Source organism: Paraburkholderia sp. SSBN10T (assembly GCF_056619545.1).
Genome location: NZ_JBWQQI010000004.1, coordinates 341057 through 365902, shown reverse-complemented (window position 1 = coordinate 365902; position 24846 = coordinate 341057). Strand labels below are relative to the sequence as shown.

The following is a 24846-nucleotide window of genomic DNA, read 5'->3' as shown; positions in this document are numbered from 1 at the left end:
CTGCTGCCCGGGGGATTTTTTACCGGCTGTTACGGCGGGTAGAAAGCGGGCAACGCGAGACCAGACAGACTTGAACAAGACGGCGGCAACATGAGTCATTCCAGCGACATCGAAACACTCTTCGGGCATTTTGGCGGCAATCCAGGCGACTACCAGGAAATTGGCCGCGAGAACGAAGCGAGCTCGGCGCGCACGCGCTGGCCGCTGCTCGTCACACTGGATCTGAAGCAACCGTCCATTCCGGCCATCGTGCAACGGCGCGACTCTGCAGAGAAGCAGGCCGGCGCAACCGAGCCGCAATCGCAAGGGGAAGTGCAAGCGGGGCAAGACAGCACGCCGGCGGCGGGTTCTGCTCGTCCGGGGCAAACCGGCAGCGCGCGGCTGCGCAGCAAGGCGCCGCTCTTCACACGCGCGCATCGGCGCACCATTCCGCCGGTCGGCAATGCCGTCAAACCCGCGGCGCCACGCGGCGCAGAACGCTTTTCCGCCATTCCGCCTGTCAGTGAAGCGGTGTCTGCCACGCATGAGGCCGGGACGGGCGCTGTGCCGGTAACGGCTGTGGCGCCGGTAGTGGCAGTGCCAGTGGCGGCAGCGCCGGTGGCGGCGGCACCGGTAGTACCGACGCCGGTGGTTGCAGCGCCCGCGGTAACGCCGCCGGTCGCGCCCGCTGCCGTGACGCCGTGGCCGTCCGCCGGCGTTGCGCCTGTTATCGCCCGCCCAACGGCCAGCGCACCCACATTCCGCACGCCTGCGATGCCGTCGTTTGCGGCAAGGCTCGCGGTGCCCGCTAGCACGCGCCCGCAGCCAGCACCGCCGGTGGCGTCAGTTGCGCCCACCAGGCCCGTAGTACCCGCGGCCGTAGCACGTGCCGCGGCGCCCACCGCGCACCCGCCGTCGATTCTCGGCAAGCTGTTCACACCGGCCGCGCCCCAAGCCACGCCATCTGTCGCGGCCCCCACCGCCGCTGAAGCCGCACCGGCGCCGCTCAGCTCGGTATTCGCCCGTTTGCGCGGCAACGCCTCCGCGCCGGCAGCGCCCGCGCCCCATTCGTGGCTGGCCAACGGCCCGCGTCGCTCATGAAAGTCATTGCGGTCGTGTCCGCAAAAGGTGGAGTCGGCAAGACCACCCTCGCCGCCAACCTTGCTTCCGTGCTCGCCGCCGGCGGCCGGCGCGTCATCGCGCTGGACCTCGATCCGCAAAACGCGCTGCGCCTGCATTTCGGCGTGCCGCTCGACAGCATCGACGGTCTGTCGCGCGCCACCCTGAGCGGCGATGCGTGGCAAAGCGTCATGTTCGACGGCGTCGACGGCGTGACCGTGCTGCCGTACGGCGCCGTGATCGAAGACGACCGGCGCCGCTTCGAGGCGTACATCGATCACGATCCGCTGTGGCTAGCGCAATCGCTCGCCACGCTGCGGCTCGACGCATCCGACATCGTGATCATCGACACGCCGCCAGGCTCCTCGGTCTATACCCGCACCGCCTTGTGCGCGGCGACCTTCGCGCTGAACGTGGTGCTCGCCGACGCCGCCTCCTACGCGGCGATTCCGCAAATGGAGCGGATGATCGAGGCTTACGCCGCGCCGCGCCCCGACTTCGGCGGTGAGGGCTACCTCGTCAACCAGGTCGACCAGTCGCGCCAGTTGAGCAAAGATGTCCTCAAGGTGCTGCGCCATCTGCTGGGCGACAGGTTGTTCCCTGGGGTCATTCACCAGGATGAAGGGGTCAGCGAGTCGCTCGCCTGCGACACCACGCTGATCCACTACGATCCGCTCAGCCAGGCCGCCGCCGATTTCCGGTCATGCGGCCAGTGGCTGATGTCGCGGGTCGACGCGATCGCCGTTTCGCCGGGGAGTGTCGCATGAGCACGCCGCAACCGCTGGGTGTAGAAACCGCCGCGCCACCCTCGCGGCTCGAGCGCATCGTCGACGCGCGGCTGTGGAGCAGCACGCCGGTCGTGGTCTGCCTGACGCTGTTTGCAATCGTGATCCTGTATTTCGTCTTCACGGTGCCGCTGGCGTTCTACGAGCAACTGACGTTCGCCACCTGCTGCTTTATCTGTGCGTTGCTGTTCCGGCGCCTGCATGGCCGCTATGCGACGCTCGTGATGATCATGCTGTCGGTGATCGCGTCGGGCCGCTATATGTACTGGCGGCTGACCTCCACCACGTACTGGGAACACCCGCTCGACGCCGTCTGGGGCATGCTGCTGGTGTCGGCCGAGGTCTATTCGACCGTCGTGATGATGCTCGGCTACTTCCAGACCGCCTGGCCGCTCAAGCGCGAGCCGATGCCGTTGCCGGCCGATCGCAGCGCATGGCCCACCGTCGACGTGTTCATTCCCACGTATAACGAGCCGCTGTCGGTCGTCAAACCGACCATCTACGCGGCGCTGGCGCTCGACTACCCGGCCGACAAGCTGTCCATCCACGTGCTCGACGACGGCCGCCGCCAGGAGTTCAAGGCGTTCTGCGAGGAAGTCGGGGTGCACTGGACGATCCGCACCCACAACCGCCACGCCAAGGCCGGCAACATCAACGAAGCGCTGAAGATCACCAGCGGCGAATACCTGGCGATCTTCGACTGCGATCACATCCCCACCCGCTCGTTCCTGCAGATCGGCCTTGGCTGGTTCCTGCGCGACAAGCTGCTGTCGATGCTGCAGACGCCGCACCATTTCTTCTCGGCCGACCCGTTCGAGCGCAACCTCGGCACCTTCCGCAAGGTGCCGAACGAGGGCGAGCTGTTCTACGGCCTGGTGCAGGACGGCAACGACCTGTGGAACGCGACCTTCTTCTGCGGCTCGTGCGCGCTGCTGCGCCGCTCGATGGTCGAGGAGATCGGCGGCATCGCGGTGGAGACCGTCACCGAGGATGCCCACACCGCGCTGAAGCTGCACCGCCTCGGCTATACCACCGCGTACCTCGCCATCGCGCAGGCGGCGGGACTGGCCACCGAAAGCCTGTCGGGCCACATCGGCCAGCGGATCCGCTGGGCGCGCGGCATGACGCAGATCTTCCGGATCGACAATCCGTTGACCGGCCGCGGCCTCAAGCTCGGCCAGCGGTTGTGCTACCTGAACGCGATGATGCACTTCTTCTACGGCGTGCCGCGCCTCGTGTTCCTGACCGCGCCGCTGTCGTTCCTGTTCTTCGGCGCGCACGTGATCGAGGCGGCCGCCAGCACCATCGCCATCTACGCGCTGCCGCACATGATGCATGCGAGTATCACCAACTCGCGCATGCAGCGCCTGTTCCGCCACTCGTTCTGGGCGGAGGTGTATGAATCGGTGCTGGCGTCGTACATCACCGCACCGACGCTGCTCGCGCTGATCAATCCGAAGCTCGGCAAATTCAACGTCACGGCCAAGGGCGGCCAGATCGAAAAGAACTACTTCGACTGGGCCATCTCGCGTCCCTATCTGTTCCTGCTGCTGCTGAACCTGGTCGGCTTCCTCACCGGGCTCGTGCACATCTACCTCAAGTGGGACGTGCACAGCGAAGTGCAGACCACGGTGCTGAATCTGGCGTGGACCTGCTACAACATGCTGATCCTCGGCGCGAGCGTGGCCGCGGCGAGCGAGCGCCGGCAGATTCGCGCCGTGCATCGCGTGGCGATGAAAATGCCGGTGATGCTGAAATTTTCGACTGGCCGCACGCTGGCCTGCCAGACCATCGACTACTCGGAAGGCGGTGTCGGCGTGGAATTGCCGAACGGCATCCAGGTGCCGATGCACGAACGCGTCACCGTATCGCTGTTCCGCGGCGACGAAGAATACGCGTTCCCGGCCACCGTCGGCTTCGCGGAACCGGGCCGGGTCGGCTTGCGCTTCGATGCGCTGTCGCGCGAGCAGGAGTACGAGTTCGTCAAGTCCACGTTCGCCCGCGCCGACGCCTGGATGGGCTGGGCCGAAGGCCGTCCGACCGACACGCCGTTGCGCGGACTCTCGCACGTCCTGCTGGTCGGCGTGCGCGGCATCGCCGGCCTGTTCGAACACCTCTACGAAGACCTGCGCGGCTCGATGCGTAGCCGCCCAATCGACGTCAAAAAGCTGAAAACGAAAAAAGACTGACTTATGGGCCAAGGGATTGCGCAGACACACTCACAACACTTGCAAGGCGAGCGCGGCATGACGGAGGGAACGACGCGTTTGCGTTCGCGCCGCCTCGTTCGCGCACTCGCCTGCTGGCTGGCTCTTCAGACCGCGTTCGCGGGGCCGCTGGCGTCGGCCGCCGGACTCGCCGCGAGTTCGCCGCACGCGGTAGCGGCGCCGGGCACGCCGGTCGCAACCGGTGTCGGCAATGTGCCCGCTCCTAGCCAGGCCGTGCCGTTCGATGCCAACGCCATCGTCCAGCCGGCGCTGGCGACGCCGACTCCGGCGCTCGCGGCGTCCTCGGTCAAAGCACTCGGCATCAGGACGCCGACCACCGCCGAACCCGGCACGCTGGTGCCGGGCGGGCGCCGCCAGACACTGACCTTCGCCGACTACGGCGCACGCGATCCGCTGCAGTTGCGCGGCGTCGACGGCCAGAACGGCATCGCCTTCTCGGTACGCAACGACGAAGTGGTCACCGGGGCGATCCTGCATCTGGTCTACAGTTATTCGCCGGCCCTGCTGCCGTCGATCTCGCAGTTGAAGGTGCTGGTGAACGGCGAAGTGGCGGCGACGCTGCCGGTGCCGCACGAGCAGGCCGGCATGCTGGTGGCGCGCGATGTCTCGATCGATCCGCGCTTCATCACCGAGTTCAACCACCTCAACGTGCAGTTGATCGGCCACTACACGCAGCAGTGCGAAGACCCGGCGAATTCGTCGCTATGGGCTACCGTCAGCAATGCAAGCTCACTCGACCTGACCTACGCGTCGCTCACCAGCAAGCCTGAGCTGGCGGCGCTGCCGCAGCCGTTCTTCGATCGCCGCGACGTGCGGCGCCTCGAACTGCCGTTCGTGTTCCCGGCCAAGCCGGGCTCCGAGACGCTGGAAGCCGCCGGCATCGTCGCCTCGTGGTTCGGTGCGCTGGCCGGCTATCGCGGCGCGCTGTTCCCGGCCCAGGTCGACGAGGCGCCGCTGTCGGGCAATGCGGTGGTGTTCGCCACCGCGGACCAGCGTCCCGCCGGCGTGACGATCCCGGCCATCTCCGGGCCGACCATTGCGGTGGTGGACCGCGAAGCGCCGGCGCGCGGCAAGCTGCTGCTGGTGCTCGGGCGCAACGAAGCCGAACTGAAGACCGCCGCCAAGGCGCTCGGCGTCGGCCAGAGCGTGCTGTCCGGTGAAAGCGCGACGATCACGCAACTCAACGAGCTCGCCCCGCGCCTCCCGTACGATGCGCCCAACTGGCTGCCCACCAACCGCCCGGTGCGGTTCGGTGAACTCGCCGACGCGCGCGACCTGAGCGTGTCCGGCTACGACGCCGACGCGGTGCGCGTGAATCTGCGCGTGCCGCCCGACCTGTTCATGTGGCACACCAAGGGCGCGCCGATCGACCTGCGCTACCGCTACACGGTGCGTCCGGCGCCGGACCGCTCGTCGCTGAACATCAGCATCAACGACGGCTTCGTGCAGGCCCTGCCGATTCCGGCGCGGGCCGCCTCGGTATTCGATCTCGGCCATTACTTCAACAACATCCTGCCGGACCACAGCGCCGACACGCGGCGCACCGTCTACATTCCGCCGCTGCTGCTGACGCCGCGTGCCCAGTTGCGGCTGCACTTCTACTACGACATCCCGAACACCGGCGAATGCCACGGCCGCCTGCTCGATAACGTGGTCGGCTCGATCGATCCGAATTCGAGCATCGACCTGTCGTCGTTCCCGCATTACATGGCCTTGCCCGATCTGGCGGCGTTCGCCAATAGCGGCTTTCCGTTCACGCGCATGGCCGACCTCTCCGAAACCGTCGTGATCCTGCCGAACGACGCGGATTCGAGCGACTACAGCCTGTACCTGCTGGAGATGGGCCGCATGGGCGCCTCGACCGGCTACCCCGCCACCGGCGTAACGGTGACGAGCGCCGACCAGGTCGATCAGTTCGCCGGCAAGGACCTGCTGATTTTCGGCGCCCCCGGCCGCCAGCCGCTCCTGCAGCGCTGGGCCAAAGCGATGCCGTTTTCGAGCGACGGCGACTCGCGCACCTTCGAGCTGTCCGATATCGTCTTCAAGCTGGAAGACTGGTGGCACGGCGAGCGCGGCGTCGAACGCGCACCGGCGCGGGCCGACCTGTCGCTCGTCAGCTCGAACGGCGCGGCGCTCCTGACCGGCTTCGAATCGCCGTTGCAGAAGGGGCGCAGTGCGGTCGCGTTCGTCAGCGCGGCCGGCCAGTCGGATGCCGACCTGAGCTCCGCCCTGCTCGATGCCGACGTGCTGCCGCAAATTCAAGGCGCAATGGCGGTCATCCATGGCCGCAGCGTCACCATCACCTCGAACGGCGTGGCGTACTACATCGGCCACCTGTCGCCGCAGGAATACCTGCGCTGGGCGCTGTCGTCGCATCCACTCCTGCTGCTGCTCGCCGGCATCCTCGCTGCGCTGATCATCGCAGCGCTGTTTTACCGTGCGTTGCGCTCGATCGCGGCGCGCCGCCTGAAGGATTGATATGCCGGTCAAACTCAACACGGCACCTCTCGCGCTCGCAGTCGGTCTGGTTGCGTCGCTCACCTCGTCGATCCCGGCTCCGGCCGCTGCCGCCACGGCCGCGCCATGCGACTGGCCGGCCTACCGCAGCTTCGTCGAACGCTTCGTGCAGGCCGACGGGCGCGTGATCGACTATTCGACGCCCACCCAGCAGACCACCTCCGAAGGCCAGTCCTACGGCATGTTCTTCGCGCTGGTCGCGAACGACCGTGCCACCTTCGACCGGCTCCTCGGCTGGACCCGCACCAACCTCGCCGGCAACCAGTTCGATGCGCAGGACCTGCGCCTGCCCTCGTGGCAATGGGGCAAACGGCCGGATGGCTCGTACGGCGTGCTCGATCCGAATTCCGCTTCGGACTCCGATCTGTGGATCGCCTACGACCTGCTGCAAGCGGGCCGGCTGTGGCATGACCCCGGCTATACGAAACTGGGCGTTGCGCTTGCCGCGCAGATCGCGAGCAAGGAAGTCACGAACCTGGCCGGCCTCGGCCCGATGCTGTTGCCTGGCCCGCAAGGCTTCCAGAGCGGCGGCGTGACGCGCGTCAATCCCAGCTACTTCCCGCTGCCGGTGCTGCGCGCGCTGGCCAAGGCGCAGCCGGGCGGCCCGTGGAGCAAGCTGGCCGAGAACGCCTTGCAGCTCATCAAGACCACCGCGCCGCAGGGCTTCGCGCCCGACTGGGCCGCGTGGCGGGCCGGCCAGTTCGTGGTCGATCCGAAGAGCGGCGACACCGGCAGCTACGACGCGATCCGCGTCTATCTGTGGGCCGGCATGACGGCGAGCGCCGATCCGCTCGCCAGGCTCTGGCTCGCGGCGCTCGGCGGCATGCGCGCCCAGGTCGCCCAGGCCGGGTTTCCGCCCGAGAAGGTCGCGGTCACCACCGGCGCGGCGAGCGGCGAAGGCCCGCTCAGCTACTGGGGAGCCCTTGCGCCCTACTTCAGGGCGCTCGGCGACGAGCGCGGACTCGCGCTCGCGCGCACCCATCTGGCGGCGCTCGACAACCCCGTTGCAGGTCACGAACCTGTCTATTACGATCGTGTGCTGGGCTTGTTCGGCACCGGATTCATCGACGGCCGCTATCGCTTCGACGATGCCGGCTCGCTCGTGCCGAGTTGGAGAAACGCATGCGATTGAGCGCCCTCGCGCTGGCGCTGAGCCTCTTTAGCGTCGCTGCGGCGACGCTGCCCACCGCTGCCTTTGCCGAGACCTCGGGCGATCCGCTCAATGTGCTGATCGACCAGGGCAAGTACTGGCAGGCGCACCATCGCGGCGACCTCGCCGAGCAGGCCTGGCAGAAAGTGTTGCGCATCGATCCGAAGCAACCCGATGCGCTGTTCGGCATGGGCATGGTGCTCGCCGACCGCAAGGACGGCAGCGGCGCGCAACAGTATCTGGCGCGCCTGCGCGAAGTGGCGCCGAATTATCCGAGCATCGACGAACTGGGCCGGCGCCTCGGCGAAAGCAGCCTGCGCGACCAGACCGTCAACGATGCACGGCGCTTGCAGCAAAGCGGCCAGGCCGCCAGCGCCGTGCAGGAATATCAGCGCGCGTTGCAAGGCAAACCTGCTACCCCGGAACTGCAGCTCGAGTACTACCAGGCGCTCGCCGCGACTCCGCAAGGCTGGGACCAGGCACGCCGCGGCCTGCAGCAGCTCGCGCAGCAGAATCCGGACGACCCGCGCTATGCGCTCGCCTACGCCCAGCACCTGACCTACCGCGACGTTACGCGCCGCGAAGGCATCGCCCAGCTCGAAAAGCTTTCCGGCGACAACGCGGAGGGCGCCGCGGCACGCAAGAGCTGGCGCCAGGCGCTGTTGTGGCTCGACGCCCGCGCCTCCGACGCGCCGCTCTATCAGAGCTACCTGCAGCTCGCGCCCGACGACTCCGCCGTCAAGGCGCGCTACGACTCGATGGTGCAGCAGGACGCGACCGCGCGCGAACGGGCGCAGCAAAACGCCGCCACCGATGCGCGCGGTCGCACCATCGCCGACGGCTTTGCGGCGCTCGACCGCGGCGACATCGCCACCGCCCGCGGCAAATTCTCGTCGGTGCTGGCGAGTAGTCCGAACGACAGCGACGCGCTCGGCGGCATGGGCATCGCGGCGCTCAAGCAGGAGCATTTCTCCGAAGCGCGCGACTACCTGGAACGGGCCTCGCGCAGCGGCAATCCCGCGCGCTGGAAAGACGCGCTGCTGAGCGCGACCTACTGGACCTATACCAGCGACGCCATCGGCGCGCGCAGCAACGGCGAATTCGCCAAGGCCAAGTCGCTGTTCGAGCGCGCGATCGCGCTCAATCCGTCCGACGTCACGGCCCAGGTCCTGCTCGGCGAGATGCTGCTGAACAACGGCGACCCGGCCGGCGCCGAACAGGCGTACCGGATGGCGCTGCGCCGCCAGGCCGACAATCCCGATGCGATCCGCGGCCTCGTCGGCGCGCTGGCCGCGCAAGGCCGCGGCGACGAAGCGCTGCAGTTCGCCAACCAGCTCAACACCGAACAGCAGACCAAAGCGGGCGGCATCGACCGCCTGCGCGGCGCGGCGCAGGCCGCCCAGGCGCGCGCCGCCGAAGCGCGCGGCGATCTCGGCGCGGCACGCAGCCTGTTCGAAGATGCCCTGCTCAGCAATCCCGACGATCCTTGGCTGCGTCTCGACCTTGCCCGCATCTATGTGCGCCAGGGCGCGGTCGGCAACGCACGCAGCATGATGGACGGGCTGCTGGCAAGCCACCCCGACATGACCGACGCGCTCTATGCGAGTGCGCTGCTGTCGGCGGAAACCCAGGACTGGTCGACGGGCCTCGCGCAACTAGACCGCATTCCCGTGGCTCAGCGCACCGATGCGATGACCACCTTGCAGCACCGCCTGTGGGTCCATCAGCAGGCGAGCCTCGCCATCCAGATGGCGAAAAGCGGGCAAACCCAGCAGGCCTTCGCGACGCTCGCCGCCGCAGAGCCGGTGGCCGCCGGCAACCCGGAACTGATCGGCGTGGTGGCGTCGGCCTATCAGCAGGCCGGCGACGCCAGCCGCGCGCTGTGGCTCGTGCGCAGCGCCATGAACGCCGCGCCCGGCAATACGGATCTGCTGCTCCAGTACGCCGGCATCCTGCTCGCGAGTCATCAGGATGCCGAACTGGGTAACGTGATGCGCCAGCTTGCCGCGACGCAATTGACACCGCAGCAGCGCACCGATTTCAGCAATCTGAATCTCGCGATCGTCGTGCGGCAGTGCGACGCCGTGCGCCAGCGCGGCGACCTGGCGAGCGCCTACGATGTGATTGCACCGTGGCTCGCGGCGATGCCCGACAATCCCGACCTGCAGGCCGCGCTCGGCCGTCTCTATTCGTCGGCGGGCGACGACCGCAATGCGCTCGCCAGCTACCGCGTGGCGCTCACGCGCCGGCCCGACGACCTGAGCCTGATGCTCGCCGCCATCCCGGCGGCGACCGGCAGCAAGGATTTCCGCTACGCCGAATCGCTGGCGACGCAGGCGCTGAATGCCGCGCCGGACGATCCCGCCGTGCTCGCCGCCGTCGGCCGCATGTACCGTGCCGAAGGCAAGCTGTCGCTCGCCTCGACCTACCTGCAGCGCTCGCTGATCGCGGCCAACACACCAGTGGGTTCGGCCGCGCCGCGCGCCGGCTCGGCGAGCAATGTGCCGCGCGGCTGGGAAGTGGCGATGCGCCGGATCGGCGCGACGCCGTTGCCCGGCACCAATCCGTTCGAAGGAAAAACCGCGATCGTTTCGCCGGCCGACGCGGCAGGCGCGTCCGGCAGTTCCGGCTTCGCGAGCGCAAGCGGCGGGTTCAACGCAAACGGCACAGCGCAACCATATCGCGCGCCTGCTGCCTACCCGCCGGCCGCTTATCCGAGTACGCAGCCTTCCTATCCGACGCAGACCGTGCCGAACTATCCGCCGCCCTCGCAGCCCGCGCCCTATGTGGCGCCGTATACGACACCTTATGTGGCGCCGTCCACGGCGCCCGCCAGTCCATCGGCCGCGCCAAGCTCCAGCAATGCAGCGGATGGCTACGGCCCCGACAACTACGGTTCAAGCGAGACCGGCGTGCCTGCCGCGGCGCCCCTGCAGCCGTACCCGGGGCAGGGTCAGGCGCCGGTTCAGCAGGCGCCGCTGCCGTATAACGCACCTTACCCGCAAGCCGCGCCGCCCTATGGCGCACCGGCGCCCTATGTGGCTACGCCCTGGCCAATGTCGCCGGCGGCGCGCGAAGCGCAGGCCAACGCTGCTGCTCAGCAGGCACAGGCCTACTATCCGGCACTCCCGGCGGCGACCCCGAACGCGCAACGCAAGAACAGCAAGAAGCAGACCGCAACCCGCAATGCCAAGGGCGCGAGCTATGCGCAGGCGCCGTATGGGCAACAGGGTTATGCACAACAGCCTTACTATGGGCAGCAACCGTATCCCCAGCAGCAACAGGGCTACGGACAGCCAGTCTATGCGCAGCAGCCGTATCCGCAGCAACAGGGATATGCCCAGCAGTCCTATCCGAACCAGAACTACGGCAATCAGGGTTACCCGGCACAAGGTTATTACGCGCAGCAACCATATATTCCGCAGCCGCCGGCAGGTTATGTCCAGCCTTATTATCCGCAAGCGCCTGCCAGCAATGGTGGCAGCTATGCGCCCTCGCCGGCCAACGTCGCCAACTCGCAGACGCTCGGTGTCGCCGAAGAGCTGGCGCAGGTCAATCGCGAGCAAACGAGTACGGTGTCGGGCGGCATTGTGTTCCGCAACCGCACCGGCGAAGACGGCTTGTCGAACCTGACCGACATTGAAGCACCGGTTCAAGGGCGCATCCAGGCTGGCAACGGCCATATCGTTGTTACCGCCACGCCGGTCACGCTGGATGCCGGGACAGCGAGCAACCAGTCGACGACGCTTTCGCGCTTCGGTTCGGGCGCCGCCGCCAGCGCCGGCGAATACGGCTCGCAGACCGCAAACGGCGTAGGCCTGTCGCTCGGGTATCAGGGCAACAGCCTGAATGGCGATATCGGCACAACGCCTCTGGGATTTCGCGAAGTCAATGCCGTTGGCGGCCTGGAATACAACGGCAGCGTGACTGACAAGGTATCGTATTCACTCGCCGTCGCCCGACGTGCTGTAACCGACAGCTTGCTGTCTTACGCCGGCACTCGCGATCAGCTTAAGAACCTCGAGTGGGGTGGAGTGACTTCCAGTGGAGCTCTCGCGACGCTTGCCTGGGACGACGGCACGAGCGGTCTATACGCAAACGCGGAATATCAGTTTCTGGACGGCCACAACGTCGCAACCAATACAGCAATCAAAGGCGGCGGAGGCGTCTATACGCGTTTGCTGAAAGATGCGGACCAGACGCTAACGGTCGGCTTGAATACGACGCTGATGGGCTATAACCGGAACCTCTCCTACTTTACGTACGGCCAGGGCGGTTACTTCAGTCCGCAACAATATGTGATCCTGAATCTACCGGTGGAATGGATCGGCCGCAACGGCGCCTTCACCTATGACGTGAAGGGCTCGATTGGCGTTCAGCACTATCGTGAGGATGCGTCGAACTACTTCCCTCTTGGCGATAGTACTTCTGCCGCCCTGAAGAGCGCGCTCATCACGGCAGGCACGGCACCGGATTCAGGCGCCATTTATCCAGCCCAGAGCAAGACCGGCATCGCCTACTCGTTTAGCGCGGTGGGTGAATATCAGCTCGGGCCGCAGATCGCGGTCGGTGCAATGGCCTCGCTCGGCAATGCCTATCAATACCGTGAGTATCTGGCCGCCGTGTATGTGCGCTATAGCTTTACCAAGCAGACCGGACTGCAACCGTTCCCGCCGACGCCTTTGACCTCGCCTTATCTGTCGTTGACGAACTAACCGGACTCGCGAGCGATAACCCGACCACACGTGCACGCATGCACGTGTGGTTGCAGCCATCGCTCTTCTCACGCCCCTCTTACGCCCCGGCAGGATGCCTCGCAAACCACAAAGTTATCCCCACTTTTTGTGAGCAAGCCTGTGGACAACCTGGTGGCACACCATCTAAGTGCCTGATGCGAGACGACTATGTCCGGCCGTTGCGGGTGCGGGCAAAACGGACCTTCGTGCGTTTTGCGCGGCGCTTAACAATCCGAACGGTTCCCACCCGTCTGCATAATCAACAAAACCGCCCTGCCCCAATTAATCCGATTAGTAAACCCGAAGGCGTACGCCGCGATTAACGTGCTCCGGTTTATCCTACGGTTTTAAACCAATCTGCCGTTATGCATGAATGGGCTGAATAACGCAGGACGTGTCGTGTGAGCTTTTTTTAAAGCCAGGCGCGCCTGTCAATGCCCCCAATGCCATGTGGCCGGCGCTCCCGCTTTTAAGCGGCGCCGCTGACACACGGGAACAGACACGGGAACAACGTTGGAAACGAATCGCCTTGCGGGGAAAGGAAAGCGCTTCGCCGCACGCCTCTATCGAATGCGCATGATCGGCCTCGGCATCGGCTTTTTCTGTGTGGCTTCAGTGTTTGCGCAAGCGCAACCTCGCGTCAGCCCCTGGTTATGGACGCTGCTGATTTTTCATGGTTTCCTCTGGCCACACCTCGCATATCGCGCCGCGCTCACCTGGACCGTGCCGTATCGCGGCGAACGTTTCAATCTGATGGTTGACTCCGCATTCGGCGGTCTGTGGCTCATTGCCATGCGCTTCAATATTCTGCCCAGTGTGCTGATTCTCGCCATGCTGAGCATGGACAATATCGCCGCCGGCGGCGTGCGGCTGTTCGTGCGTGGCGTTGGCGCGCATCTGCTCGGTGCGCTCCTCGGCGCGGCCCTGCTGGGCCTCGTGTTCGAGCCGCAATCGCGCCTGCCGACCATTCTGGCCTGCCTGCCGTTCCTGATCCTGTATCCGCTCGCGCTCGGCCTGTTGACCTATCGCATGTCGCAAAAGCTCGCGAAACAGGCTCGCGAACTCGAACGCCTGAGCCAGACCGACGGCCTGACCGGCTTATGGAATCGTCGACACTGGGAAGACCGGCTCGCCGAAATCTTCGAACGCTGCCGCAACGACGGCGAAGCCTGTTGCCTCGTGCTGTTCGATCTCGACCATTTCAAGGACGTCAACGACACCGAGGGCCACGCCGCGGGCGACGCCGCGCTACGCAGCTTCGCGCTGTTCCTGCGTGCCGGCCTGCGCCCGCAGGATATTGCCGGCCGTTATGGCGGCGAAGAGTTCGGCGTCATCATGCCGGGGCTGCGCCTGCCGGAAGCCCAGCGCATCGTGGAACGGCTGCTGTTCAATCTGCGCGCCCGCGCGGGCCACGCCGGCGAAGCGCTGCGCTGCACCTCGAGTGCGGGCCTGGCCGAATTCAGCCCGGCCATGAGCGACATCACCGCGTGGCTGCTCGAAGCCGACCGCCGCCTCTATGTCGCCAAAGCGAACGGACGCGATCGCCTCGTCGCGTCCGGGTGGGGTCCCGGGTCGCCGGGTCAAAGCGCGCTGGGCTAGCGCCGCTGCGCCCGCTGCCGCACAATGCACGCGGCTTTCCCCGACGCGCGGCCCGGCACCGAGTTATCCCCAATTTTTGTGAGCAAGGCTGTGGACAACCTGGGCGCATACGCCCCAAGTGTCTGATGCAGAACGAATAACGCTCTGCGTCCTCGGGGCGGGCAGCTTGCCCGGCTAGGCGGCGGCCGGATAAAAGCCGAGATACTCGAACGGCGCCGCGCCGGAGGGGTCGACCCAGGCGCCGAGCGCGCCCACCGATTCCAGCGTATTGACGGTGGCCTGGCGGTTCGACACGAAACGCCATACCGGCAAATCTTCAGACGCTTGCGATCCGGACACGGCACTGGTTGCGCCGAGCGCCGCTCCGGTTGCAGGGGCTGCGCGACTCGCCTGCTGCAATGCCGCCAGCAACGTCGCGCGCGGCAGCGAATGGACCACGAAGCCTTCGTTGGCCAGCGCCGCCGCATCGATGCCGAGCAGCGTACACAGCGCCTGCTTGGCCGGTGCGTCGGCGGTATCCGCCGCGCGTGAGCGCAGGATCAGTTCGGCAGCCGTCGCATCCACCAGTTGGCCGCCGCGCAGGAGCGGCGCGAGGCCGGGCGTCCACGCTTCCGGCGGACACCCTTTGCTGGCCGGGTCGAGCTCGATAAACGGATTGATTTCCGCCGGATAGATGCGGCAGACAAGCGGCCGTGCCTCGTAGATGCCGCAGCGCATGTCGGCCTGCAGGTTCGGACACGGGCCGGCAAACGCGCCCGTCAGGATCACGACGATCCGCACCGGCAAGCTGCCGCTCATCGCAGCGAACGAGCGGCGCCGTTTATGCGCCGCCTGTAGATTGTCGGGTGCCGGTTCCTCGGGCCAGGGCAAAGCCTCGCAGAGAACCTGCACCTCATTGCCGCGTCCCAGCCATGCGAGCGCTTCTGCGACCGTCAACGGCAAACGCAGATCGTGGCAGCATTTGCCGCACATCGTGCACCCGAAATCGATATCCATACTCATGCTCAATCAGCCTTGCACCGCGCACCGCAGTGAGTTGTCCGCCATCCTGCTTCGTGCCTCGCAACCCTGCGGGACCGCCCCGCCAGTTGTGCCTCGCACAAGTCAGTCAGGGTTGGTCGGTTCAAAACGCGTTTTCTTACAGGCTGGGGAGCTTTTATTTCGGCGCTCGACCCACGGCCTCCTGCCGGCGGCAGGCCGGGCGCACTCTATCATGCTCCGATACGGCCGATACGTTTGATGCGCCGACTCGTCGTCGCGCGAAGCGATGGGCGAACTACTCGTTGCGGATGGAGCGAACCGGCGGCGGCTGCGAACCGGAGCAACGCATGGCCTCTTGCCCCGCATCTGAATTGTCTGTAGTTTCTCGGCACACCCTGTCCTGGAGCCGCCGATGCGTATCAGAACCGCGTATTTCAAAGTCACCGACATGACAAGCGCCACGACGTTCTGGGAGCGCTTGCTGGAGCAAGCGCCCAGCCGCCAGTCGGAACGGTGGACGGAGTTCCTCGTGGGCGAAGTGCGCCTCGGCTTGCTATTGAACGACTTCGGCGAGGAACTCGTCGGCAGCGGCTGCCTGCCTGTGTTCGAATTCGATACAGCGCACCTGCAAGCGTTTCTCAGCCGCGCCAAGGCACTGGGGGCAAGCGTGGTTCTGGACGGCCTCGCGAATGAATTCATGAAGTCCATCGTACTAGCCAGCCCCGATGGCCACGAATTCGAGCTTTGCACCTGTCACGAGTAGGTAGGGGTTGTCCAGGGAGCAGGCAGGACTCAACCGGCACGCATAAAGTTTTGCATCCTACGGCCGATAATGACAATAGGACCGCAATGCTAGTCCAGACTTCAACCTGCCGGAGCCTTTACCCCACGATGTTCTCTCGATTCTCGATCAAAATTCGCATCTGGGCGACGGTGGGATGCCTGGTCGCGCTCCTGCTGCTCATCGGCGCAGTCGACCAGTTCAGCACCCAATCCGGCCGGGCCGCGCTGCGCGATACCTACTCGGTGCAGCTCGCTTCGGCAGTCGCCATGAGCGACAGCAAGTACAACCTCGCGATTGCCCGCGTGTCGATGGACCGCGCGCTGCTCCACCCCGAATCCCCTGATCTGCCAACCCTGCTCGCCAAAACGCGGGGCTACGTCGCCACCTCGAAGCAGGCGCTCGCGCGCTACCTCGCGCAGCCCCACGATGCCGACGAACAGCGCCTTGTCGACGTGGTTTCCGCGAACTTCGACAAGCTGCTCAACGAAGGCATCGAGCCGTCCTTGCAGGCGCTGCAGCGCGGCGACCCGAAGACCGCCGACACGATCACGATGACGACCATGCCGGTCCTCTCGCTCGCCTTGACCAAAAGCACCGAGCAGTTGAACGCCTATCTGCTCAAGCGCGGCGCGGACAACTATAACGGCTTCCAGCAGACGCTCAAAACCATGAGCATCGTCTCGGCCGTCGTGTTGCTGTTCGGCATTGCGATCGCCGCACTGTGCGCATTCGGCTTGCAAAGAGCGATCTCCGTGCCGCTCGCCGCGGCCTTGCGCGCCTGCTCGGCGATTTCGAAGGGCGACCTCACCCATTCGATCAAGCCGGGCGGACACGACGAAATGGGCCAGTTGACGCGCGCGCTGGGAGCGATGCGCGACGGTTTGCTGGGCACGGTGTCGTCGGTGCGCGACGGCAGCGCGACCATGGTGACGGCAACCCAGGAGATTGCCGCCGGCAACGCGGACCTGTCGCGCCGCACCGAATCGCAAGCGGCCGCCCTCGAACAGACGGCCGCCAGCATGGAACAACTGACCGCCACCGTGCGGCAGAACAATGCCAACGCGACCCATGCCAGCCAGTTGGCGAAGGAAGCGTCCGAGATCGCCGTGGGCGGCGGCGGCGTGATGGATCGCGTGGTGGGCACGATGGCCGATATCCACGACCAGTCGAGCAGGATGTCGGCCATCATCGGCGCCATCGAGGGGATTGCCTTCCAGACCAATATCCTCGCCTTGAACGCCGCCGTCGAAGCGGCCCGTGCCGGCGAACAGGGCCGCGGCTTCGCGGTCGTGGCGAGCGAAGTGCGTACGCTCGCGCAGCGTTCCGCCGCTGAGGCAAAGGAAATCAAGGCGCTGATCCAGGCCGCCGCGACCCGCGTCAGCGACGGCACCGGCCTGGTCGAAAACGCCGGCGCCACGATGCAGCAGATCGTGCAGGCGATCCGCCGCGCCAGCGACATCATGACCGAAGTCGCCGCGGCCTCCGGCGAGCAAAGCGACGGCATCGAACAGGTCAACCGGGCCGTCGCGCAGATGGACGAAGTGACCCAGCAAAATGCGGCGCTCGTCGAACAGACTACCGCTGCCGCCCTCTCGCTGGATGAACAGGCCAAGGCGCTACAACTGGCGGTATCGCGGTTCAGGGTTTGACCGGCCCATGTAGAATCGCTGCGAGGGCCTCTCGCTGCAAAGTCGGCGCTGCACCCAGCGCCACCCATCATGGGCAAAGCGCCAGCGGCCCGGTTTTCCGTTCCTCCGCAGCACAACGGGGTTGAGACCGCTCAACCCCGTCCGGTCGCGTCACCTCAAAAAATTCAAAACCCCAGATCGATGCCGAATCAGACCCTGCTCCAGCTTCTCAACGCCCGCGTCCAGGATGCCCTCGCGGCAGCCGGCTGTGCGGATGCCTCTGCGAACGTTCAGCCCGCCGGCCGTCCCGAGCATGGAGATTATCAGGCCAACGGCATCATGGCCGCAGCCAGATCGCGCAAGCTCAATCCGCGCGCGCTCGCGCAGACCGTGGTCGATCACCTGCAACTCGGCGGCATCGTCAGCCGCGTCGAAATTGCCGGCCCCGGTTTTATCAACCTGACCGTGGCGCCTGACTATCTCGCGCGCTGGGTGACGGCAGCGCTCGACGACGGCGGCAATCTCGCGGTTCCGCGCGTCGCCGCGGATGCTGCGCAATGCGTCGTGATCGATTACTCGTCGCCCAATCTCGCCAAGGAAATGCACGTCGGACATCTGCGCTCCACCGTGATCGGCGACGCGCTGGCAAGAGTGCTGCGTTTCGTCGGCCACAAGGTGGTCGCGCAAAATCACGTCGGCGACTGGGGCACGCAATTCGGCATGCTGACCGCATGCATGGACGAAGCCGCTCCGGACGACGCCTCGAACCTCGCCCTCGCCGACCTCGAAGTGTTCTACCGCAACGCGAAGAAACGCTTCGACGAAGACCCCGCCTTCGCCGACCGGGCGCGCGACTATGTGGTCAGGCTGCAAGGCGGCGACCCGCGCGTGCTGGACCTCTGGAAGCGTTTTCTCGAGGTCTCGATGAATCATTGCGAGGAGATCTATCGCCGGCTCAACGTCGGCCTGACGCTTGCCGATGTGCACGGCGAAAGCGCCTACAACGACGATCTGCCGGTGGTCGTGGCCGACCTCCAGGCAAAAGGCCTCGCCGTGACGAGCGACGGCGCCCAGGTCGTGTTTCTCGACGAGTTCAGCAGCAAGGACGGTACGCCCGCCGCGTATATCGTGCAAAAGCAGGATGGCGGTTATCTCTACTCCACCACCGATCTCGCTGCAATCCGCTATCGGACGGGTACGCTCAAGGCCGAACGGATGCTGTACGTCGTCGACGCGCGGCAGAAACTGCATTTTCAGCAGGCGTTCGCTCTCGCGCGCAAGGCGGGCTACGCGCCGCCGCAGCTCCAACTCGAACATGTCGGATTCGGCGTGGTGCTGGGCGACGACGGCAAGCCGTTCAAGACCCGCAGCGGCGACACCGTCAAGCTCGCCGAACTGCTCGACGAGGCCACGCAACGCGCCTTCAATCTGGTCACCGAAAAGAGTCCGGAATTGCCGGAGGAAGAACAGCGGGCCGTGGCTCAGGTGGTCGGCATCGGTGCGATCAAGTACTTCGATCTCGCCAAGAACAGAAGTACCGATTACGTGTTCGATTGGGCCAGCATGCTGTCGTTCGAAGGCAATACGGCGCCTTACCTTCAGTACGCTTACACCCGCATCCAGAGCGTGCTGCGCCGCGCCGGCGCATGGGACGCCAATGGCAGCGTGTTCCTCACGGAACCTGCCGAGCGGCAGCTTGCGCTGCAACTCGCGCGCTTTGCCGACGCGGTGCTTGCCGTCGCCGAGGATGCACTGCCGAATTACCTGTGCGCCTATCTCTATGAGCTGGCCGCCAGCCTGATGCGCTTCTACGAAGCGTGCCCCGTGCTCAATGCAACCGGCGAGATTCGCACGAGCCGCCTGCAGTTATGCCGCCTGACTGCCGATACGCTGCGCACAGGACTCGGCTTGCTGGGCATCGATGTGCTTGAAGCGATGTGAGCTCGCGGTGCGCGGCCCGAGACGAACGCATGTAAGGAGTCGCGCCTTCGCACCCGCTCCGGCGACGCCTGACAGGCCACCCAACGACGGTGGCCGGACCGGACACAATTAGAAGAATGACTCTAGACACTCAATCCGCCGATGCGATGCGCATCGTGCGTCCTGTCCGGCATCTCCGGCTGCTGCCTTAAACGCCTCCATCGGCCGGCCCGGCGACAGCCTCATCCGCCATGAGCGGCTCCCGATCCCGACGACGATATCGGCATCACCGGTCGCTCTACATGCTTTGACGCATCGGCAAGAAAACAACAAGATTTATTTCTATCAAACAAATTTTGACTAGGGCATTGTGTCTTGGTAGTGTCTTGCAACTACTCGTAAGGCATGGAAAGAGGTGTATTACAAACCGCTCGACGACCGTGGCGCAGGATCGCGGCGCGCCGCGGCGTATCACATGCGAGTGAGGCAAGGCGCGCCGAATCTCGCTACGAGGCAGGGTTTTCCCGGTAGTTCGTTTCCCGTCATGTGGTCCAGTTGGTGCAACACGTGAGGCAATATTAAAGCATTTCGTAAGGAATGCAGAAGAGTTTTGTGTGCTTGAACAGCAGGCGAAGATGTCAGCGAGATGGCATGAAAGTCAGACTCCGACACCGGCCTGGCAAGATAAAAAACGCTGCGCAATTCGATAACAAACAATTAGTACTGCGATACTAATGACAGACTCCACTCTGCCTTTACCGCGTTTCGTGCGCGGCGGCGGAGGCATGCGGCAACGCGTGGGAGCTTTTGAAGGAACACGGCGGAGTGACGCCGTACATCGAGTGGAGAGGTCCAAAAGGCCTCTCTTCGCACAACAGCGTATGGCCTTACTGACAAGTGTGAGGGGAATAATGAAACAAAGGGCATTAGCAATCGCCATCAGAAGAATAATCTGGGCGGAACTGGCACTCTCAGCCGCAATCGCCGTTCCGGCGTTCGCGCAAAGCCAGCCTGCTACGACGGGAACCGCACCAGCAACACCTGCCGCGACGGCGCAAAGCAGCACGACCAGCGGCGCCACGAGCGCCACACCTGGCACAACTACTGCGCAAAACGGCACTTCAGGCACCGAAGGTACCAATGGCACCACCGGCACGACCGGCGCTACCGGCAAGGTGCAGCAACTGCAGCGCTTCGAAGTGACCGGCTCGCTGATCCGCAGTTCGGACAAGGTCGGCTACAACCAGGTTCAGACGGTTACGGCAAAACAGATTCAGGATAGCGGCTCGACGACTGTCTCCGACTTCCTGCGCTCGACCTCGGCCAACTCGGCCAATAGCTGGAGCGAAGGCCAGTCCGGGAACTTTGCTGCGGGCGCCGCCGGTATTGCCCTGCGCGGTCTCAGCGAAAAATACACGCTCGTTCTGGTAGACGGCCAGCGTGTCGCACCGTTCGCGTTCTTTTCGAACAGCGTCGATTCGTTCTTCGACCTGAACACGCTTCCGCTGAACGACATCGACCGGATCGAAATCGTGAAGACCGGCGCCGTTTCGCAATACGGATCGGACGCCGTCGCCGGTGTGGTCAACATCATCACCAAGCACAATTATCAGGGCCTGCAACTCGACGGCGGCCTAGGCAGCTCGATCGCCAACGGCGCGGGCAATGGTACGTACAAGTTCGGCGTGCTCGGCGGCTTCGGCGATCTCAACTCCGATCGCTTCAACGTCACCATAGCGGCGAGCGCCTACAAGGACAACGGCTCCACACTGGCCGACCGCGATTCGACGGCGAACCAGGACTTCACCAATCAGCCGGGCGGTTTGTCGTTGCTCGCGCCGTCGTACTGGAATACGGCCAGCGGCGTGCAGGCATTGAACGGCTGCCCGTTCGGCGGTGCGGTGCATCCGGCGGCCACCAACTCGCTGACTTCAGGCGCGGCGGGCACGGTCTGCAGCTACAACACGGCGAACAGCATGTCCATCGCGCCGATGACCGAGCGCCTCAACGCGAAGATTCACGCTGACTTCAAGATCAACGACAGCACGACCGCGTACGCCGATTTTCTGGAAAGCAACAACACGACCACCCAGAACAACGGTTTGTGGGGCAACGTAGTCGGCAATCCGCAGGCGCCCACGCTCGTCTGGAATCCACAGACGCAACTGCTCACGCCATTCAACACGACCGTGCCGGTGAGCAACCCGTACAACACGACCGGAGCGGCCACCCCGCTCACCTATGCTTTCCCGAACGCGGTATCGGAGAAGACGGACGCCAACTACTACCGTGCGTCGACAGGCGTGAAAGGTTCGTTCACCCTGCCGTACGGCGACTGGGACTGGTCGGCATCGGTCAGCCACTCGCAAAGCACGGTGTCGAACACGTACACCAACGAGCTGAACGTCAACCAGTTGACCAACATCTACCAGAACGGCGCGCTCAACTTCGCCAATCCGGCAGCGACGCCTGGTGCGTTCAACGGCCTTTACCAGAACGCGAACAATCTGGGTATCTCGAAGCTCGATACGGTTGACGCGACGATTGCGACGCCGAACCTGTTCCATCTGCCGGCCGGTGATGTGGGTATCGGGTTCGGTGCACAGTTTACGCACCAGAGCGAAACCCTCACGCCGGGTTACGAGTTTTCGCAGGGCATCGTCGCCAGTCCGAATCTTCAAACGGTGGACGGCCAGCGCAACGTGGCCGCCGTGTACTACCAGATCGACGTTCCGATCATCCGCAACCTGACGTTCAGCCAGTCGGGTCGTTACGACCACTATAGCGACGTCGGCGGTGCGTTCTCACCGCGCTTCGCCCTGCGTTATCAGCCGGTGCAAGCGCTGACGATGTATACGTCGTACAGCCGCGGGTTCCGTGCACCGACGTTCGTGGAGGACAGCAAGTCGCAAACGCTGGGCCTCCAGGTGAATTCGCAGACCGGCCAGAACTATACGTCGATCACGGAGGGCAACCCGAATCTGTCGCCTGAGCATACGAGAAACCTCAACATCGGCTTCGAACTGTCGCCAACGCGTACGACCGATATCGGCTTCGACTGGTACAAGATTCGCATCGACAACGTGATCGGCCAGGGCGCGCCTTCGCAGATCGTCAACGACTCGTCGGGCAACCTCCTCTACGAGGTCATCCCGTATCAGAACCTGGGCTACCTCGACACGAACGGTTTCGAAGGCACGTTCCGTCAAGCTCTGCCGACGAAGGTCGGTACGTTCACCCTCTCGGGTGACTGGGCTTATGTGAATAGCTTCAAGATCGGCTTCCCAGGTGGGACCCCGGTAAATGGCGCGGGCAACAACTTCACCATCACGCAACCGTTCGGCGGCAGCTTCCCGCGCTGGAAGGGCAACACCACCCTGGACTGGGCTTACCACAAGTGGGACGCAGCGTTGACGTGGGAATTCACGGGCCCGTACGCGCAGAATCTCTTGCCGGCACCCGCGCCGAACAAAGTCGGCTCGTACAGCCAGTTCAACCTGATGGTGACGTACACGGGCTTCAAGCATTGGACGATTTACGGCGGCGTCGACAACATCTTCAACCGCACGCCTCCGTACGATCCGATCTTTGCAAATGGCACGTTGGATCAGAGTGGCTACGACACCTCGATCTACAACTACGTCGGCGTTTTTGCCCAGATCGGCGCGACGTACAAGTTCTAAAGACGTAGCAGAGTCAGCAGCAATACTCCAGTTCCTCTCAAGCCGCTCCGGTTCCCCTTCTCAGCCACCGGAGCGGCCATTTTTCGTCAGAGGACAGAATGGCGAGACGGCTTCCCCGCATCGGGTATCGCATCGTCATGTTGTATCAGCAGGACACCTGATCTCTTATGAAGTGCCCCCGTTCCATTCAGATCTCATCCGCGAATTCGTCGAGAAAGCGCTGTAGCCGCTCATGCCTGAGCCGCGCGAGGCGCGCGCCCGTCTCCGTCTGAAATCCCGCTGCGAGTTTCAGCAGCTTGGCGCGGAAATGATCGAGCGCATAGCGCGTGTCGTCGAGCGGCCGCTGCGATGCGTGCGGGTCAAGCGGATCGTACAAGGCGCTGCCCATGCGGCCCGCCACGTAAAAGCAGCGCGCCACTCCGAGCATGCCGATCGCATCGAGGCGATCCGCATCTTGCAGCGTTTTAGCCTCCACCGTCAGCGGCGTCACGCCTGCAGAAAAGCTATGCGCCACCACCGCGTGCGCTACCGCTTCGATCTTTTCCGGCGGCCACTCGAGTGCACCCAGCAGGCGTGCGGCCTTCTGCGCCGACAGATGCGACGCCTGCGCGCGTAGCGGCGAATTTTTCTCGGTGGGCACGCAGTCGTGCAAAACGGTCGCGGCGAACAGCACCTGTGCGTCGCCGCCCTCCCCGGCGTGAATGGCCGCGGCATTCTTCCAGACCCGCTGCAGGTGCGAAGTGTCATGCGAACCGTCGTCGTTCGCTGCGCCGGCGTGCGACAGCAAGGTTTCAGCAAGATATTCAAAGGGGGAAAAGGCGGGGTTCGTCATGGGCATCATCGGTTGAACGGGCTGAGGATTATGGCCTGGTGCAGCCATACCCGCAGGGTATGCATTTCACCCGCTGCGTGCATTGGCAATACGCCGCGCGCCAACCTATTCTGGAAGCGTGCTGACGACGCTCCCGGAGAGAACCATGACTCGCACGCCAACGCTAGCGGAGACCGGCTCCGATGCCGGCAACCTGTTGCAGTTCCTCGCATGGGTGGCGGCGCAACCGCGGACCTACGGAGAAACGATGGATGCCTGGCGAACCTCCTGTCCGCGGCTCTGCGCCTGGGAAGACGCCACCACCGGCGGACTGGTGGACATGGTGTGCGAAGACGGCACAGCGCGCGCGGACGCGACGGTCCGCCTGACCGGCAAAGGCGCGGCCAGGCTCGACTTGGCGCGCGGCTCCACCAGCCGGCCCGAGGCAGGTGGAACCGCGCGTCCTTAGTGCGGCAACCGATACGGCAACGGCTGCGCCGACCAGTGCGGCACCGGATAAATGCGTTACGCCGGATGCAAAAACCGGCCGCTGCCTGCCAAGTTGCGCAAATTCAATGCGCTTCGATCAGCGTACGCAGCGCGGCATCGCGAATCTCCATCACCTCGAAGATGCCCAAGGCCCGCAACGCCGGCAAGGCATCGACGATATCGCGCTCGGCAGCCACCCTGGTTTGAACGCTGGCATGGCGATCGGTCCAAACCCTGGCGTTGAAAAGGAAGGCGCCGACGGTGCCCTTGCGCACGGTCACGCCGTCGAGGCTCGCTTGATTCACATGGTCCGGCAAAAGCTCTTCCGCTCTCATCGCTGTTTTCCTTGGTAAGTGGGTGGTCAATGGTGAAGTGGCTGCTCGATCGTCCGCCGGTTTGCGGCGCTGAGGCCGCCGTGTGGCGAGATCCCACTGTAG

General features: G+C 64.8%; 15 protein-coding genes. 12 read left to right on the top strand and 3 right to left on the bottom strand.

Translation table 11 applies throughout. The features are described from left to right. Positions 1-90: 90 nt before the first annotated feature. From bcsP to AC1ECK_RS08700, 7 genes are all read left to right on the top strand, one after another. Entirely contained in the window at positions 91-1080 is a 990-nt protein-coding gene (gene bcsP / locus AC1ECK_RS08730; protein ID WP_480317980.1) for a cellulose biosynthesis protein BcsP, read from the top strand. Then, positions 1077-1865, top strand: a complete 789-nt coding sequence (bcsQ, locus tag AC1ECK_RS08725) for a cellulose biosynthesis protein BcsQ (protein ID WP_480317978.1) — start codon at positions 1077-1079, stop codon at positions 1863-1865. Before bcsP ends, bcsQ begins: the two co-directional genes overlap by 4 nt. Beyond that, the gene (bcsA, locus tag AC1ECK_RS08720) at positions 1862-4072 is read left to right on the top strand and encodes a UDP-forming cellulose synthase catalytic subunit (RefSeq protein ID WP_480317976.1); all 2211 of its coding nucleotides are present in this window, start codon (positions 1862-1864) and stop codon (positions 4070-4072) included. The genes bcsQ and bcsA overlap by 4 nt, the downstream gene beginning before the upstream one ends. A 3-nt stretch (positions 4073-4075) precedes the next feature. Next, positions 4076-6589 carry a cellulose biosynthesis cyclic di-GMP-binding regulatory protein BcsB gene (gene bcsB, locus AC1ECK_RS08715; protein WP_480317974.1) on the top strand — a complete coding sequence of 838 codons (2514 nt, stop codon included), beginning with the start codon at positions 4076-4078 and terminating at the stop codon, positions 6587-6589. Position 6590: 1 nt separating this feature from the next. Then, complete coding sequence (gene bcsZ, locus AC1ECK_RS08710) at positions 6591-7760, top strand: cellulose synthase complex periplasmic endoglucanase BcsZ (protein WP_480317972.1); 1170 nt, start codon at positions 6591-6593, stop codon at positions 7758-7760. Next, positions 7751-12493, top strand: coding sequence for a cellulose synthase subunit BcsC-related outer membrane protein (locus tag AC1ECK_RS08705; RefSeq protein WP_480317969.1), 4743 nt, complete (start codon positions 7751-7753; stop codon positions 12491-12493). Before bcsZ ends, AC1ECK_RS08705 begins: the two co-directional genes overlap by 10 nt. Before the next feature lie 534 nt (positions 12494-13027). Continuing rightward, on the top strand, positions 13028-14113 hold the full coding sequence (locus AC1ECK_RS08700; protein ID WP_480317967.1) for a diguanylate cyclase: 1086 nt from the start codon (positions 13028-13030) through the stop codon (positions 14111-14113). A 174-nt stretch (positions 14114-14287) separates the two neighbouring features. Here the strand turns inward: AC1ECK_RS08700 and AC1ECK_RS08695 are convergent, their stop codons facing one another. Then, the gene (locus tag AC1ECK_RS08695) at positions 14288-15109 is read right to left on the bottom strand and encodes a YkgJ family cysteine cluster protein (RefSeq protein ID WP_480317965.1); all 822 of its coding nucleotides are present in this window, start codon (positions 15107-15109) and stop codon (positions 14288-14290) included. 397 nt (positions 15110-15506) lie between these two features. On the opposite strand from AC1ECK_RS08695, the gene AC1ECK_RS08690 reads away from it, so the two are divergent. The 4 genes from AC1ECK_RS08690 (at position 15507) to AC1ECK_RS08675 (ending at position 23109) form a co-directional block, all read left to right on the top strand. After that, positions 15507-15857 (top strand): VOC family protein, encoded by a 351-nt coding sequence (locus AC1ECK_RS08690; RefSeq protein ID WP_480317963.1) that lies wholly within the window; start codon positions 15507-15509, stop codon positions 15855-15857. Positions 15858-15985: 128 nt separating this feature from the next. Next, on the top strand, positions 15986-17527 hold the full coding sequence (locus AC1ECK_RS08685; RefSeq protein ID WP_480317961.1) for a methyl-accepting chemotaxis protein: 1542 nt from the start codon (positions 15986-15988) through the stop codon (positions 17525-17527). Between the two features lie 180 nt (positions 17528-17707). After that, positions 17708-19447, top strand: a complete 1740-nt coding sequence (gene argS / locus AC1ECK_RS08680) for an arginine--tRNA ligase (RefSeq protein ID WP_480317959.1) — start codon at positions 17708-17710, stop codon at positions 19445-19447. Between the two features lie 890 nt (positions 19448-20337). After that, the gene (locus AC1ECK_RS08675) at positions 20338-23109 is read left to right on the top strand and encodes a TonB-dependent receptor (protein WP_480317956.1); all 2772 of its coding nucleotides are present in this window, start codon (positions 20338-20340) and stop codon (positions 23107-23109) included. 187 nt (positions 23110-23296) lie between these two features. On the opposite strand, the gene AC1ECK_RS08670 is transcribed toward AC1ECK_RS08675, so the two are convergent. Further along, the gene (locus AC1ECK_RS08670; RefSeq protein WP_480317954.1) at positions 23297-23941 is read right to left on the bottom strand and encodes an HD domain-containing protein; all 645 of its coding nucleotides are present in this window, start codon (positions 23939-23941) and stop codon (positions 23297-23299) included. 145 nt (positions 23942-24086) lie between these two features. Here AC1ECK_RS08670 and AC1ECK_RS08665 point away from each other — a divergent pair, with 145 nt between their 5' ends. Continuing rightward, entirely contained in the window at positions 24087-24389 is a 303-nt protein-coding gene (locus AC1ECK_RS08665) for a hypothetical protein (RefSeq protein WP_480317951.1), read from the top strand. 103 nt (positions 24390-24492) lie between these two features. Here AC1ECK_RS08665 and AC1ECK_RS08660 read toward each other — a convergent pair whose 3' ends face one another. Beyond that, positions 24493-24744, bottom strand: coding sequence for a hypothetical protein (locus tag AC1ECK_RS08660; RefSeq protein WP_480317949.1), 252 nt, complete (start codon positions 24742-24744; stop codon positions 24493-24495). Positions 24745-24846 lie beyond the last annotated feature (102 nt).

Coding starts and splice junctions, on each gene's coding strand:
- AC1ECK_RS08690 (WP_480317963.1), top strand. CDS start 15,507: ATGCGTATCAGAACCGCGTATTTCAAAGTCACCGACATGACAAGCGCC.
- bcsA (WP_480317976.1), top strand. CDS start 1,862: ATGAGCACGCCGCAACCGCTGGGTGTAGAAACCGCCGCGCCACCCTCG.
- AC1ECK_RS08685 (WP_480317961.1), top strand. CDS start 15,986: ATGTTCTCTCGATTCTCGATCAAAATTCGCATCTGGGCGACGGTGGGA.
- bcsZ (WP_480317972.1), top strand. CDS start 6,591: ATGCCGGTCAAACTCAACACGGCACCTCTCGCGCTCGCAGTCGGTCTG.
- AC1ECK_RS08670 (WP_480317954.1), bottom strand. CDS start 23,941: ATGACGAACCCCGCCTTTTCCCCCTTTGAATATCTTGCTGAAACCTTG.
- bcsQ (WP_480317978.1), top strand. CDS start 1,077: ATGAAAGTCATTGCGGTCGTGTCCGCAAAAGGTGGAGTCGGCAAGACC.
- AC1ECK_RS08675 (WP_480317956.1), top strand. CDS start 20,338: ATGAAACAAAGGGCATTAGCAATCGCCATCAGAAGAATAATCTGGGCG.
- bcsP (WP_480317980.1), top strand. CDS start 91: ATGAGTCATTCCAGCGACATCGAAACACTCTTCGGGCATTTTGGCGGC.
- bcsB (WP_480317974.1), top strand. CDS start 4,076: ATGGGCCAAGGGATTGCGCAGACACACTCACAACACTTGCAAGGCGAG.
- argS (WP_480317959.1), top strand. CDS start 17,708: ATGCCGAATCAGACCCTGCTCCAGCTTCTCAACGCCCGCGTCCAGGAT.
- AC1ECK_RS08660 (WP_480317949.1), bottom strand. CDS start 24,744: ATGAGAGCGGAAGAGCTTTTGCCGGACCATGTGAATCAAGCGAGCCTC.
- AC1ECK_RS08695 (WP_480317965.1), bottom strand. CDS start 15,109: ATGGATATCGATTTCGGGTGCACGATGTGCGGCAAATGCTGCCACGAT.
- AC1ECK_RS08705 (WP_480317969.1), top strand. CDS start 7,751: ATGCGATTGAGCGCCCTCGCGCTGGCGCTGAGCCTCTTTAGCGTCGCT.
- AC1ECK_RS08665 (WP_480317951.1), top strand. CDS start 24,087: ATGACTCGCACGCCAACGCTAGCGGAGACCGGCTCCGATGCCGGCAAC.